Source organism: Pedobacter sp. ok626 (assembly GCF_900100435.1).
In the GTDB taxonomy this organism is placed as follows: domain Bacteria; phylum Bacteroidota; class Bacteroidia; order Sphingobacteriales; family Sphingobacteriaceae; genus Pedobacter.
In genome coordinates this window covers 132,948-146,832 of the sequence record NZ_FNEX01000012.1, presented here as the reverse complement: position 1 = coordinate 146,832, position 13,885 = coordinate 132,948, and the positions used below count along the sequence as shown (strand labels likewise).

Sequence of the window (13,885 nt, the reverse complement as noted above, 5' to 3'; positions counted from 1 at the left end):
GAAATACTGACAAGGGTTTGTTATTTTTAGAACTGATCAAACAAATGTTCGATATGAAAAAGATGAAACTATGGATCCGATATGCTTGTTTTTTAGGCATAACTTTAATTTCATTGAATGTTTGGTCTCAGGATCTTAATGCCAGTGGACCCTGGATGCGAATAAACCTGCTGGGGTATCAGCCTCATGCGATTAAGGTTGCTGTTTGGGTAAGTAAGGATCAAATGGAGCAACCAGAGAAGTTTGATCTTGTAGAAAAAGGAACTGGAAAAGTGGTATACAGTTCGGGAAATGTGAAGCCTTTTGGTGCGTACGGACCTTTTAAAGTATCGTGTAGATTGAATTTTAGCGAATTTGAAGATCCTGGGCATTATTTTATTAAAGTGGGCAACACCGTGTCGCCAGAAGTGATCATTAGTGAAGATGTTTATCGTCATACTGCCGATTTCGCCTTACGTTATATGCGTCAACAGCGTAGCGGCTTTAATCCCTATTTGAAGGATAGCTGTCATACACAGGATGGATACACCATGTATGGACCGATGCGAGATAGCACACATATCGATGTTAGTGGCGGATGGCACGATGCCTCTGATTACCTTCAATATGCCACAACATCGGCAAACGCGACTTATCACTTGCTTGCAGCGTACCGGGATTTTCCTGAGACATTTACGGATCAATACCAGGAAAATGGCCTTGAAGGAAAGAATGGGCGGGTAGATGTTTTAGATGAAGCGAATTGGGGACTGAAATGGCTGCTAAAGATGCATCCAAAGAAAGACTGGTTATTTAACCAAATTGCGGACGATAGGGACCATAAAGGTTTGCGCTTGCCGACAAAGGATGATGTGGATTATGGTAAAGGGAAAGAACGACCTGTTTATTTTGCAAATGGTAAACCTCAGGGCTTAGGTAAATATCAAAGTCGCGCCACGGGAACCGCTTCTATTGCTGGAAAGTTTAGCAGTGCTTTTGCTTTAGGCGGCAGAATGTTTAGGGATATTGATGCAACTTATGCGCAATTGCTTCGAGATAAGTCCAAATCTGCTTATGCGTTTGGATTAAAGCAGCCCGGAGTGCAACAAACAGCCCCTAATAGGGCGCCTTATTTTTATGAGGAAGACAATTGGACAGATGATATGGAGCTTGCTGCAGCTGAACTTTATCAAAGTATCGGTGGGAAATCATTTTTGAAGCAAGCGTTGAGTTACGCGAGTAAAGAGCCGGTAACGCCATGGATGGGAGCCGATACAGCAAGACATTATCAATGGTATCCTTTTCACAATTTTGGGCATTACGAAATCGCTAAAACAGGGGATAAGCTAGGGGCTGAAAAAGTGGTGTCTTATTATAAAGAGGGGCTGGATAGGGTTTGGCAAAAGGCAAAGCAAAATGCATTTTATAGGGGTGTCCCATTTATCTGGTGTTCAAATAACCTAACAACTTCATTCGCTATTCAGAGCTTCCTTTATCATAAGGAAAGTGGAGACGAGACCTATGAGGAGTTGGCGCAAGCAAATTTTGATTGGCTGTTTGGTTGTAATCCATGGGGATCAGCGATGGTGTATGGCTTGCCAGCGGAAGGGGATACACCAAAAGATCCGCATTCCGCATTCACGCATTTGTTCCAGTACCCGATAGATGGGGGATTGGTAGATGGACCTGTTTATGGACGCATTTATAAAAGTCTTATCGGGATTACTTTGTACCAGTCGGACGAATATGCCGAATTTCAATCCGATTTGGTCGTTTACCATGATGATTTTGGTGATTACAGTACCAATGAGCCTACAATGGACGGAACGGCATCATTGATTTATTTGCTAGCTGCTTATGACAGCAGAGTGAAGCAGGAAAATTCTTCCTTTAAAAAAGACCATGGTGCTATTATTAGGGGGGACACAAATGAAAAGAAGATTGCATTGGTCTTTACAGGACATGAATATGCGGATGGGGTAGCGCAAATCAATAAAACTTTAAACAAGCATAAAGTAAAAGGATCGTTCTTTTTTACGGGCGATTTTTACAATACTCCAGGACTCAGGTCGCTCATTAAATCCCTTAAAGCGAGTCACCACTATTTAGGAGGGCACTCAAATAAGCATTTGTTGTATTGCGACTGGACCAAGCGGGATAGCCTATTGGTTACAAAAGCGGAATTCCGATCTGATTTAGATGCTAACTATGAGGCGATGGCTAGGTTTGGGATTAATAGGCCTGATGCCCCCTTCTTTTTGCCACCGTTTGAATGGCACAATGAAAAGATTGCTGATTGGACAAAAGGAGCTGGTTTAACATTGGTTAATTTTACTCCAGGCACGCGTTCTAATGCTGATTACACTTACCCAGAAATGGGTAAACGTTATGTAGGAAGTTCGGAGATTTATAAGTCTATCGTTGATTTTGAAACTAAGCAGGGAATGAATGGATTTCTACTCTTACTTCATGCGGGGACGGATCCAAGAAGAATGGATAAGTTTTACAATAAATTGGATGATTTGATCATTTATTTAAAGCAAAAGGGCTACAGTTTGGTAACAGTTAATGATTTGCTAGGGAAATAAACTGGCAATATTTGTTTACAGATAAAATAAATCAATATCTTTGACGCCTAAGAATTAGTATAATGATTAAAGAAGACAACAATAGTTTTGACTGGGTTTATTATGTTATGGGCCTATTTTTTGGTATTTTAACTGCAGTAATTATTTCGGGTAGCTTTGGTGCCGCTGTATTAGGTGGAATTATAGGGTTTATATTTGGCGCTATTTTCTTAAATGGAATAGTTAAAGGCCGCGAATATTAAGCTTAAATTAGTATCAATTTAAGACATCTTCTGATGAAAAGAATAAGCCTTATCGCATTGCTTGCGATGTTTACTTTCGTTGCTGAAGCCCAGGAGCTTAAGTTTGCTCCTGTTGATGCCAGCCCTGCGGATCTTGTCTATTTCCCTTTAAATGTTACGAAAGCAAAGGATAATTCAACCCCATCAATTAAGGTTGTTTATTCCAGACCCGCAAAAAAGGGGCGTGATATATTTGGCGTGCTTGAGCAATTTGGCAAGGTATGGCGTGTGGGCGCTAATGAATCCACAGAAATTAAATTCTACCAGCGTGTAAACATTGGTGGTAAGTCCATTAAGGCAGGTTCTTATAGCTTATTTGCGATTCCTAATCAAGATAAGTGGACGCTGATCATTAACCGTCAGACAGATCGCTGGGGTGCCTTTACTTATGATCAGTCTAAAGATGTCGTTCGGGTTGATGTACCGGTTAAAACATTGGATAAGCCGATGGAATCTTTTGCGATCACGTTTACCCCGCAACCGGAAGGGGCTAATTTGGTTATGGCATGGGATAAAACTTTAGTAGAACTTCCCATTACCATAAAATAGTTTTGGAAGGGGCTTAATGCCCTCCCGCCACAAACTTTAAGCCTAAAATTGAACCGATTAGAGTGACAATAAAAAAGATCCTCCAGAAGTTCAGGGGCTCATCAAAGAAGAAAATTCCGATAATGACAGTTCCTACTGCGCCTATACCCGTCCATACCGCATAGGCTGTGCCCATTGGTAAAGTTTGTACTGCTCTGTTGAGCAATAAAAAGCTTAACGTAATGCATACGAAAAAACCAGCACTCCATTTAATGTTCGTAAAGTTGTTCGAAAGCTTTAAACAGGTCGTAAAACCCACCTCAAAAAAACCTGCAATAATTAATATAATCCAGCTCATAATTCAAATATTTGTGGCAAAAGTACTTCGAATTAAGCAGGGAGTTTTTTACAAATGTTAAAAAATTACCGGTCGGGTGCTTTATCTTTACATATAACCATCGCCAATTGCAAAACGTTTTAAAAACATTAAAAGGCATTTACGCCCTGAAAGAACCGCAATTAAATCAACTACTTGATTTGATGGAGCGCATTGAAGTGCCTAAAAACCAGCGGATCATTCATGCCGAAAGTATCGAGAAATCACTTTTTTTTATTGAGAAAGGAATAGCCAGGGCATTTTGTGATGGCCCGGAAAATCAGATTACTTTTTGGTTCGGGATGGAGGGAGATGTTGTATTCTCTTATAACAGCTATATTAATGCATTGCCAGGCTATGAAAGTGTGGAGGTATTGGAGCATAGTGTATTGTATGAAATCAAGACAGCGGCATTAGAAGCGCTTTTTCAAAAGGACGTTGAGTTTGCAAATTGGGGCAGAAAGCTGGCAGAGTTGGAGCTGATCAAAACGGAGGAAAGATTGATTGCACGGTTATTTAAAACGGCAACAGAGCGCTATCAGGAACTATTGAGCAATGATCCGGCTTTGATCCAAAGAATTCAATTGGGCTATATTGCTTCTTACCTGGGAGTAACGCAGGTAACTTTAAGCAGGATTAGGGCAGAGGTTAAGTAATCAGGCTTTATTGATAATGGCCACTGTAAGTCTGCTGATGCAGTTCATTTTTCCTTTATCATTATAGATCTTGATTTCCCAAACATGGGTTTTAGCGCCAATATGGAGTGGCTTACAAATACCTGTTACCAAGCCTGATTTAACCGGTCTGAGGTGGTTGGCATTAACTTCAAGGCCGACGGCCTGGTATTTTTCAGGATCGATGCACATGTAGGAAGCGACACTACCAAGCGTTTCGGCCAGGACTACAGAGGCTCCACCATGTAAAATTCCTGCGGGTTGATGGGTACGCTCATCTACAGGCATGGTTGCTGTCAGCGCATCTTCAGCTACTTCTGTAAACTTAATCTCCAGAAAAGCCCCCATGTGGTTTGTAGGTCTATCGTTTAGCTGCTCGGGTGTAAATTCTTTAAACCAAATCATAAATAACGACTTTTAATGATTTCTGTGTGGTGTATGATGTGTCCAGGGATTACGTAGAGTAGGGCTCTTACTGTAATCTGGCGCTCAGATGCTGTGCCACTTCTATTTAATTCTTTTTCTACTAGGGAATTGAATAAAAACATGTTCGCCCTTCTCAACAAAGAAAACTCTTCGGAGAGGCTTAATAAGCTCCGATCCTGAAAATGCGCATGTGTTACGTAGTCATCCTCATCAAAGCCTGGAAGTGCATGGTTTTCTCCGCGTGCAAAGCAGGTTAAGCGATACACCAGAATGCGTTCTGTATCTATGATATGGCCAATAAGCTGTTTAATGGTCCATTTTCCGGGGGCATAGGCATAGTCCGCTTTTTCAACCAGATCATTTACAAAATCCGGAAACTCTGTGGCTTGCCTTTTTAATAATTCGAGTACATCATCCTCAACGAGGCTGATATATTGTTCAGCCCATACGGGATACTCATGCGTTTGAGGTCGGTTCATAAGTAATGCTACTTTTTAAAATGATACGAAAGGTGGTGCCTTTGCCAAGCTCCGAGTCTTTAACAAAGATTTGGCCATTATGGTAGTTTTCAACGATTCTTTTGGTAAGCGACAAGCCTAAACCCCAACCGCGCTTACGAGTTGTGTAGCCGGGCTGAAATACGGCGTCAAATTTAGATCGTGCAATCCCTTTTCCAGTGTCGGTTACGTCTATGAAAACTTCCTCTTTGGTTAAGTTTTCGATAATGTTTATCGTGATTTTACCTTCGTTTTCGATTGCATTTGCTGCGTTTTTCAGCAAGTTCTCTATAACCCAGTCAAACAGGGGTACATTTAATAAGGCCCTTACTTGTTCATCCCCAATGATTTCGAAGATCACCTTGTCTGATGTTCGAAGTTTGAAATATTCAACAAAATTATAGATCACAGCATACACGACATGGTCTTCGACAATTGGTTTAGATCCAATTTTTGAAAAACGGTCGGTAATTACTTCCAGACGTTTAATGTCATTTTCCATTTCGGCAATTAAGGGATCGTCTTCTGCATCAAATCTTGATTTGATGAGCTCTACCCAAGCCATGAGTGATGAGATTGGAGTGCCTAGTTGATGGGCTGTTTCTTTTGCCATACCTACCCATACCTGGTCCTGTTCTGCTTTACGCGCAGCGCTAAAGGCCACATAGGCCGTGAGTAAAAACAGACCGATTACGGCCAATTGGATATAGGGGAAATAGCGCAGTTGTGTTAATGTGGCAGAATCTTTATAGTAAATGTACCATCTGGTGCCATCCAGACCAATAATTGGCGTTGGCGGATGCTGCTTTTTCATTTTACGTAGCTCACGCGAAAAATAAGCAGGATCGTAAGTTTTGTTAGGTTGTTTTTCTACTTCGTAATTCGTTTTTGTAGAGTCTAATCCCTGATAAGAAAGGATTGCGCCTTCAGAATCAATCATGATTACGGGAAGCTTTGTGTTTGTTCGGATCAGGTCTATCAAACTGGTATACCGATCGTCATCATACATAGCTAGCGATTGCTCTGTTACTTTTACATATAGCTGAAATTGAAGCTGTTCTTCTCGCTCCATCTTTTTTACGAAGAAGTCGCTATAGACAACGGATGCCGTGCCAATTACAATGGCAAAGACAAGTAAAAAGAACTTCCAGCGGCGTTTTTTCTCGTAAGGGTTCATAGAATGTGATGGCAAATTACAAAATAGCATTCAAAAATGTATCAATTGAACGGTAACGCGGTAAAAAATATATCTTTGTAGTTCGTAATATGGAAAAGAAAGTAAGAGTAAGATTCGCCCCGAGCCCAACCGGCGGCCTGCATTTGGGCGGTGTACGTACCGCTTTATTTAATTATCTGTTTGCAAAAAAGCACAACGGTACATTTATTTTGCGGATTGAGGATACTGATCAGACACGTTTTGTGGAAGGTGCCGAGGAATATATCGTTTCCTGCCTTAAATGGTGTGGCATGGTTCCAGATGAGAGTCCGGAGCAAGAGGGCAACTTTGGCCCCTACCGTCAAAGTGAGCGGAAAGCAACCTACAAACAATATGCAGATCAGTTGATTGCTGATGGATATGCTTATTACGCTTTTGATACCCCAGAAGAACTGGATGTCAAAAGAAAACAGATACCAAACTTTACTTACGGATTGGCTACAAGAGGGGCTATGAGAAACTCCCTTACTTTAACCGAGGCTGAGGTAGAGGCACTTTTAGCAAGCAATACGCCATATGTAGTGCGTATTAAAATACCTGAAAACGAAGTTGTTTCTTTTACTGATTTGATAAGAGGGCACGTTAGTTTTGAGACCAATTTGGTAGATGATAAAGTTCTGCTAAAAGCAGATGGAATGCCAACCTATCACCTGGCAGTTGTTGCTGACGATAAGGCAATGGAGATTAGCCATGTATTTAGAGGCGAAGAATGGCTTCCTTCGGCACCAATTCATATTTTATTATGGAGATATCTGGGCTGGGATAATGAAATGCCTCAATGGGTGCATTTACCTTTAATTTTAAAGCCCGATGGAAATGGTAAGCTGAGTAAAAGAGATGGTGATAGATTAGGATTCCCTGTATACGCACAAAATTGGACTGACCCTAAAACCGGCGATTTAACAAAAGGTTTTAAGGAACTTGGTTTTATGCCTGAAGCGTTTGTAAACCTACTGGCTATGCTGGGTTGGAATGACGGAACGGATCAGGAAATATTTACCTTAAATGAATTGATCGAGAAATTTTCGATCGAGAGAATCAGCAAAGCCGGAGCTAAATTTGATTTCGAAAAAGCAAAATGGTATAACCAGGAGTGGATTAAACATACCAGCTCAAAAGCGCTGCTTCCTTTTGTAAAAGAAGCGTTTAATGCTCAGGCCATAGTTTTAAATGACGAGACTTATCTGGAAAAGGTAATTGACCTAATTAAAGATCGCTGTACGCTATTAACGGATTTTGTTGCGCAAAGTATATATTTTTTTACTGCACCAGCAGGATATGATTTGGATGCTGTGAAACCAAAATGGACACCTGAAAAGGCTGCCTTTTTTGAATCCTATGCTTTAGAGTTGAAAGAGGGATTGACTGGTATAGAACTGGAAGAAAAGTTCAAATCACTCGCTACGGCACATAATTTTAAACCAGGAGAGTTGATGTTGCCTTTTAGAATTATGTTGGTTGGCGGAAAATTTGGCCCTGGAGTATTTGATATTGCAGTAGCTCTTGGCGCTGAAGAAACCATAAAAAGAATTCATAAAGCAATAGCTGCCTTTAATTAAACTGAGCTTCCTTTTAATTTTGGTATAACAATTGTCCCAGCCTGTTATTAACCAAATTAAAAGGAATTTATATGCAATGGTTCGGTAAAGGAAGTGGCAATGTTGACGATAGAAGAGGGATGACTGGCGGCAAGGTACTTGGCGGCGGTGCAGCTATAGTTGTTGTTGTGCTCGGTCTTATCTTTGGTCAGGATTTTACAGGTTTAGTTAGCCAGTTACCTATGGGTGATGAGGCGAATGTTGTCGGCAAACAGGGTGTTCCCCAAGATGCTGAAGGCAAGTTTGTTGCTGGTGTTCTGGAGTCAACAGATTCTGTTTGGTATGCGCAGTTCAAGAAAATGGGACGGGTATATGAACCCCCTGTGCTTACGCTGTTTGATAACAGTGTTCAATCTGCCTGTGGGAATGCCAGTGCTGCCGTAGGACCATTCTATTGCCCAGCGGATCGTCGCGTATATATTGATCTTACTTTTTATAAAGACCTAAAAGACCGCTTTGGTGCTGCTGGCGATTTTGCGCAAGCTTATGTGATTGCCCATGAGGTAGGGCATCATATTCAGAATTTACTGGGGATTTCGGAACAGGTGCAACGTGCCAGAGCCCGGCTGAGCGAGGTAGAATACAATAAATTATCTGTTAAATTAGAATTACAGGCCGATTTTTTTGCCGGTCTGTGGGCGCACGATGCCCAGAATCTCGCTAATTTTAGATTGGAAGAAGGCGATATTGAAGAGGCGTTGACAGCTGCAAATGCGATTGGTGATGATAAACTTCAGCAGCAAGCACAGGGACAAGTTGTTCCTGATGCGTTTACCCATGGTACATCAGCCCAACGAATGTATTGGTTTAAAAAAGGCTTCGATACTGGTGATTTTAAGCAGGGAGATACTTTTAATTCTGCAAGGTTATAATTTCTTTTTTGCAACAAAATGATTATTTATAAGTTTAAACTTATAAAGTTTATATAACTTTAATGCAAAACTAATGCTCTGCGCTGTCGCCAAAAGTTTATAAGCCTTATTTATTTTTGATAATGATATTAATTGTAGATGATACCCCCGAGAACCTGATTTCTTTAAAGAAGGTTCTGGAGAGACATAATTTTGAAGTAGATACCGCATCATCCGGTGAAGAGGCCTTAAAAAAAGTACTTAAAAATGAGTACGTCTTGATTATCCTTGATGTTCAAATGCCAGGGATGGACGGATTTGAAGTCGCGGAAGCGATTTCTGGCTACAGCAAGGCCAAAGAAACGGCAATTATCTTCCTGTCTGCTGCAAATACTGAACTTAAGTTTATCGCTAAAGGCTATTCTTCAGGTGGCCTGGATTATATCACAAAGCCGGTAGATATGGATATTTTGCTCTTAAAGGTGAAAACGTTTTATCGAATTTACGAACAAAGCAGAAAACTCATCGAAATACAAAAAGCATTATTAGATGAGATTGAGTTTCGGAAAAGAGCAGAGCGGAAAAAGGACGAGTTCATTAGTATTGCAAGTCATGAGTTAAAAACTCCTTTAACAAGTGTAAAGGGGTATGTGCAATTATTAGCCCGAAGCGTAGATAAAGGGGATATCTCTACCGTAAAAAAGCACCTCGCTAAAGCCCAGGTTCAGTTAGAAAAGCTCAATGAGCTTATTGCAGACCTTTTGGACATTTCTAAAATAGAGAGTGGCAAATTAAAATTCAATAAAAAGCACTTTGTATTTGATACCTTACTTGATGGAGTGATCGAGGTTATTCATCAGGCCAATCCAGAATTTAAAATTAGCAGAAAGGGCGAGGCCCCTAAAGAAATTTATGCCGATGAGATGCGAATAGAGCAGGTGATTGTCAATTTTTTAACGAATGCAATTAAGTATTCGCCTGGAACAAACGAAATAGAAGTGAATGTCAAAACAACAGCAGATCAATTGTATGTTGGTGTTCGTGATTTTGGAATAGGGATTGCCCCAGAGCTACAAAAGAGTGTATTTGAGAAGTTTTATAGGGTTGAAGAAACATCGATTCATTTTCAAGGATTGGGAATCGGTTTATACATTTCAGCCGAAATTATCAATAGACATGGGGGTGAAGTTGGTGTAGAAAGTAAACTAGGAGAAGGATCTGAGTTTTATTTCACCTTACCCTTAGTGTCCAATCCTGAAACGGAGTAAAAGAATATTTGTATGAGTAAGAAATCTGTAAAAAATAACCTACGTATCGGTTTAGGTTTGTCGTTATTGATCCTTTTTATAACCTCATTGGCCTCTTATCTGAGTATAAGGAATTTGATTAAAAGTGCCGACATGGTTTCTCAAAGTAACAGAGTCATCTTTAAGCTTGAGGATGTGATCTCGACCATGAAGGATGCTGAAACAGGACAAAGAGGATATTTACTAACTGGAAGAAAGGAATTTCTTGAGCCTTATAAGGGGGCGCGGGAGGCTGCTTTAGGCTTGGTAGAACAGATCTTTGCTGAAACCAAAAATAATCCTGTACAGCAAAGGAATGTGAAAAAGTTGGAGAACCTTGTTCAAGGAAGGTTTCAGGTATTGAAGAATACGGTTGACATTAAAAGCCGTGGTGGCTTTGTAAGTGTTGCCGAGCTAATCGATGGCAAAATTTATATGGATGGCCTTAGGGATCTGATTAAGGTGATGGAATCAGAGGAAAAAAGGATATTGGATTTGAGGACAGCCAATCTGAACAAGATGGCTGGTTTTACACCTGCATTGATCATTTTTGCAGCCTTTTTAGCCATTTTAATTACTATATTCTTTTACAGAAAGGTTACGTTTGATTTTAATACGAGGCTAAGACTACAAGAAGAATTACAGCATAAAAATGAAGAAATAGCTAATCGGATTACTGTTATTCAGGGCATTGCTAACAGGATTTCAAGCGGAGATTATCAAATACGGCTTGATGAAGAGCAAAAAGATGGCTTGGGAAGTTTGGTTGGCTCTTTAAATGCGATGGCTGAATCGTTGCAATATTCATTTTCACTACTCGCTGATAAAGAATGGCTACAATCAGGAATCGCTGCGCTAAATGATAAAATGGTTGGCGAGAAAAGTGTTCAGCAGCTAGCAGATGACGTTGTTGCTGAGATTGTAGAACGCACGCATAGCCAGGTCGCTGCATTTTATCTGGTTGAAGATGATGGGGCGTTACAGCTAGTAGGTAGCTACTCGCTGATGGAAGAGTACAAGCGGGAAAAACTGAGATTTGGGGAAGGCCTTGTGGGACAAGCGGTTCAGTCTCGTAAGCAACTTTTAATTAATGATATTCCCGATAATGAGTTAACCATTAGCTTTGCGATTGGAACTACGCGTCCACGTAATGTTATTGCAGTGCCGATTTTTAGAGAGGGGGAAGTGATTGGCGTGATGGAGTTTGGCTCTTTACAGGTGTATACGCCTTTGCAATTGGATTTCTTTAACAGCATTTCAGATAATATTGGGATAGCGATTATAGTTTCTCAAAATCGCAAAAAATTGCAGGAATTTTTAGAAGAGACACAAGCACAAGCCGAAGAGTTACAGGCCCAACATAGGGAGCTTGAAGGCTTAAATGCGGAATTGGAGGCGCAAACTCAGCGGATTCAGACTTCTGAAGAAGAATTAAGGGTACAACAAGAGGAGCTTTTACAAAGTAACCAGGAGTTGGAAGAACGGACCAATTTATTAGAAGAAAAAAATCAGCTTATTCAGGAGCGAAACCTGGATATACAGCATAAAGCAGAGCTATTGGAGCAGAGTACCAAATACAAATCTGAGTTTCTCGCCAATATGTCTCATGAATTGCGGACGCCTTTAAACTCGATTTTGTTGCTGTCCAAACTGATGTCAGAGAATAAGGATTTGGATGAAGAGTATATTGAATATGCGGAGGTGATACAAAGTTCGGGACAGGGATTACTAGGTTTGATCGACGAGATCCTGGACCTTTCTAAAATTGAAGCTGGTAAAATGAAGCTTGAATTTACAGATGTTAATATTACTGAAGTAGCAACAGATATGCGCTCGTTATTTAATCCTGTGGCAAAGAATAAGCACCTGGAACTGATGATTGACGTGCAGGATGCATTGACGACTATCAATACAGATAAAATGCGATTAGAGCAGATTCTGAAGAATTTACTGTCTAATGCCATTAAGTTTACCGCCGTAGGGAAGGTTGTTTTGACCGTTCACAAGGACGAGGCGGGTGAAAATATGCTATTTAAAGTTACTGATACGGGTATTGGTATTCCATTAGGTAAACAAGGGTTAATTTTTGAAGCCTTTCATCAGGCAGATGGTTCTACTCGTCGTAAGTTTGGTGGAACAGGGCTGGGTCTATCTATAAGCAGGGAACTGGCGAAGCTTCTGGGTGGAAAAATAGAGGTAACCAGTAGTGAAAACGTGGGTAGTGAGTTTACTTTTTCTTTGCCCTTGATGCGTAAGGAAGATATTGAAGAGGATTTGGCCCAAGAACCGGTGGTGCCGCCTATTTACATGGAGCGAATTGAGCCTGTTGTTGCCGAACGTTTTACTGTTGATCTTATTCCTCAGGAAATAGAAGATGATAGGAATGATATTCAACCCGGGGATCGTGTCATCTTGATTATTGAAGACGATACTAATTTTGCTAAAACCCTCTTAAAGTTTACCCGGAAAAGAAACTATAAAGGCATCGTAGCTGTTCGTGGCGATGTTGGAATTGAATTGGCGAACCGCTATCAGCCTTTGGCTATATTGCTGGATATACAGTTGCCAATAAAGGATGGATGGCAGGTAATGGAAGAGTTGAAAGCTAACCCTGTTACCAAGCCTATACCGGTTCATATCATGTCTTCTCTTGAAGTTAAGAAGGAGAGTTTACTGAAAGGGGCGGTTGATTTTATCAATAAGCCAATTGCTTTAGAGCAGATGAAGCAAATTTTTCAGAAGTTGGAAGACGCATTGAGTCGGCATCCAAAAAAAGTGTTGATTGTTGAAGAAAATAAACAGCATGCAGAAGCGCTAAGTTATTTCCTTAGTAATTATAGCATACAGACGGAGGTAGTCAGCAATGTAAGCCAGAGTATTGGCGCATTGAATAAGAATGAGGTAGATTGTGTGATCCTGGATATGGGGATTCCCGATAAGAATGCTTACGAAACGCTTGATACGATTAAGAAAAGCAGAGGATTGGAAAACTTACCGATCATTATTTTTACGGGGAAAAACTTATCCAAGGGTGAAGAAACCCGGATTAAGCAATATGCAGATTCGATCGTAGTGAAGACCGCACATTCTTACCAAAGAATTTTAGATGAAGCAGGACTTTTTCTTCATTTGGTTGAAGAAAAGGAAATAGATGGCAAGCATAAAAAGACGCCATCTGAAAATCTGGGCGGCTTATATGAAGTCCTGAATAATAAAACAGTCCTGATTGCTGATGACGATGTTCGGAACATATTCTCTTTAACCAAAGCTCTGGAACAGCATAAAATGAAAGTTCTTGCAGCTACTGATGGAAAAGAGGCGCTACAGATGCTTAAAGAGAATCCAAAGGTGGATGTAGTGCTTATGGACATGATGATGCCGGAGATGGACGGATATGAGACGACAAAGGAAATTAGAAAGATTCATGCATACAAACAATTGCCAGTTTTAGCTGTTACAGCAAAAGCTATGATGGGTGACAGGGAAAAATGTATAGCTGCAGGGGCCTCGGATTACATTTCTAAGCCGGTGGATATTGATCAGTTGATTTCATTATTAAGGGTGTGGCTTTACAACAAGGCGTAG

General features: G+C 40.6%; 12 protein-coding genes. 8 read left to right on the top strand and 4 right to left on the bottom strand.

Annotated elements, in window-relative coordinates:
- Positions 1-53: 53 nt before the first annotated feature.
- The 3 genes from BLS35_RS17115 (at position 54) to BLS35_RS17105 (ending at position 3,397) form a co-directional block, all read left to right on the top strand.
- On the top strand, positions 54-2,567 hold the full coding sequence (locus tag BLS35_RS17115; protein ID WP_254778944.1) for a glycoside hydrolase family 9 protein: 2,514 nt from the start codon (positions 54-56) through the stop codon (positions 2,565-2,567).
- A gap of 62 nt (positions 2,568-2,629) precedes the next feature.
- Positions 2,630-2,809, top strand: a complete 180-nt coding sequence (locus BLS35_RS17110; protein ID WP_090783289.1) for a hypothetical protein — start codon at positions 2,630-2,632, stop codon at positions 2,807-2,809.
- Positions 2,810-2,842: 33 nt separating this feature from the next.
- Positions 2,843-3,397 (top strand): DUF2911 domain-containing protein, encoded by a 555-nt coding sequence (locus BLS35_RS17105; protein WP_090783287.1) that lies wholly within the window; start codon positions 2,843-2,845, stop codon positions 3,395-3,397.
- Positions 3,398-3,410: 13 nt separating this feature from the next.
- Here the strand turns inward: BLS35_RS17105 and BLS35_RS17100 are convergent, their stop codons facing one another.
- Positions 3,411-3,734 (bottom strand): DMT family transporter, encoded by a 324-nt coding sequence (locus BLS35_RS17100; protein ID WP_090783285.1) that lies wholly within the window; start codon positions 3,732-3,734, stop codon positions 3,411-3,413.
- 107 nt (positions 3,735-3,841) lie between these two features.
- Between BLS35_RS17100 and BLS35_RS17095 the strand changes: the two genes are divergently transcribed.
- Positions 3,842-4,408, top strand: coding sequence for a Crp/Fnr family transcriptional regulator (locus tag BLS35_RS17095; protein ID WP_090783283.1), 567 nt, complete (start codon positions 3,842-3,844; stop codon positions 4,406-4,408).
- Here BLS35_RS17095 and BLS35_RS17090 read toward each other — a convergent pair whose 3' ends face one another.
- From BLS35_RS17090 to BLS35_RS17080, 3 genes are read right to left on the bottom strand one after another with little or no spacing between them, the layout of a single operon-like run.
- Positions 4,409-4,831 (bottom strand): hotdog fold thioesterase, encoded by a 423-nt coding sequence (locus BLS35_RS17090; RefSeq protein ID WP_090783281.1) that lies wholly within the window; start codon positions 4,829-4,831, stop codon positions 4,409-4,411.
- Complete coding sequence (locus BLS35_RS17085) at positions 4,828-5,331, bottom strand: DinB family protein (RefSeq protein WP_090783279.1); 504 nt, start codon at positions 5,329-5,331, stop codon at positions 4,828-4,830. Before BLS35_RS17085 ends, BLS35_RS17090 begins: the two co-directional genes overlap by 4 nt.
- Positions 5,309-6,526: a sensor histidine kinase gene (locus BLS35_RS17080; RefSeq protein WP_090783277.1), complete on the bottom strand. Its 1,218-nt coding sequence runs from the start codon at positions 6,524-6,526 to the stop codon at positions 5,309-5,311. Before BLS35_RS17080 ends, BLS35_RS17085 begins: the two co-directional genes overlap by 23 nt.
- Before the next feature lie 89 nt (positions 6,527-6,615).
- On the opposite strand from BLS35_RS17080, the gene gltX reads away from it, so the two are divergent.
- The 4 genes from gltX to BLS35_RS17060 all read left to right on the top strand — a co-directional run bounded on the left by gltX (position 6,616) and on the right by BLS35_RS17060 (position 13,885).
- Positions 6,616-8,124 carry a glutamate--tRNA ligase gene (gene gltX / locus BLS35_RS17075; protein WP_090783275.1) on the top strand — a complete coding sequence of 503 codons (1,509 nt, stop codon included), beginning with the start codon at positions 6,616-6,618 and terminating at the stop codon, positions 8,122-8,124.
- Between the two features lie 71 nt (positions 8,125-8,195).
- On the top strand, positions 8,196-9,035 hold the full coding sequence (locus tag BLS35_RS17070; protein ID WP_090783273.1) for a KPN_02809 family neutral zinc metallopeptidase: 840 nt from the start codon (positions 8,196-8,198) through the stop codon (positions 9,033-9,035).
- Between the two features lie 122 nt (positions 9,036-9,157).
- The gene (locus BLS35_RS17065) at positions 9,158-10,282 is read left to right on the top strand and encodes a hybrid sensor histidine kinase/response regulator (protein WP_090783271.1); all 1,125 of its coding nucleotides are present in this window, start codon (positions 9,158-9,160) and stop codon (positions 10,280-10,282) included.
- A gap of 12 nt (positions 10,283-10,294) precedes the next feature.
- Positions 10,295-13,885: a response regulator gene (locus BLS35_RS17060; RefSeq protein WP_090783268.1), complete on the top strand. Its 3,591-nt coding sequence runs from the start codon at positions 10,295-10,297 to the stop codon at positions 13,883-13,885.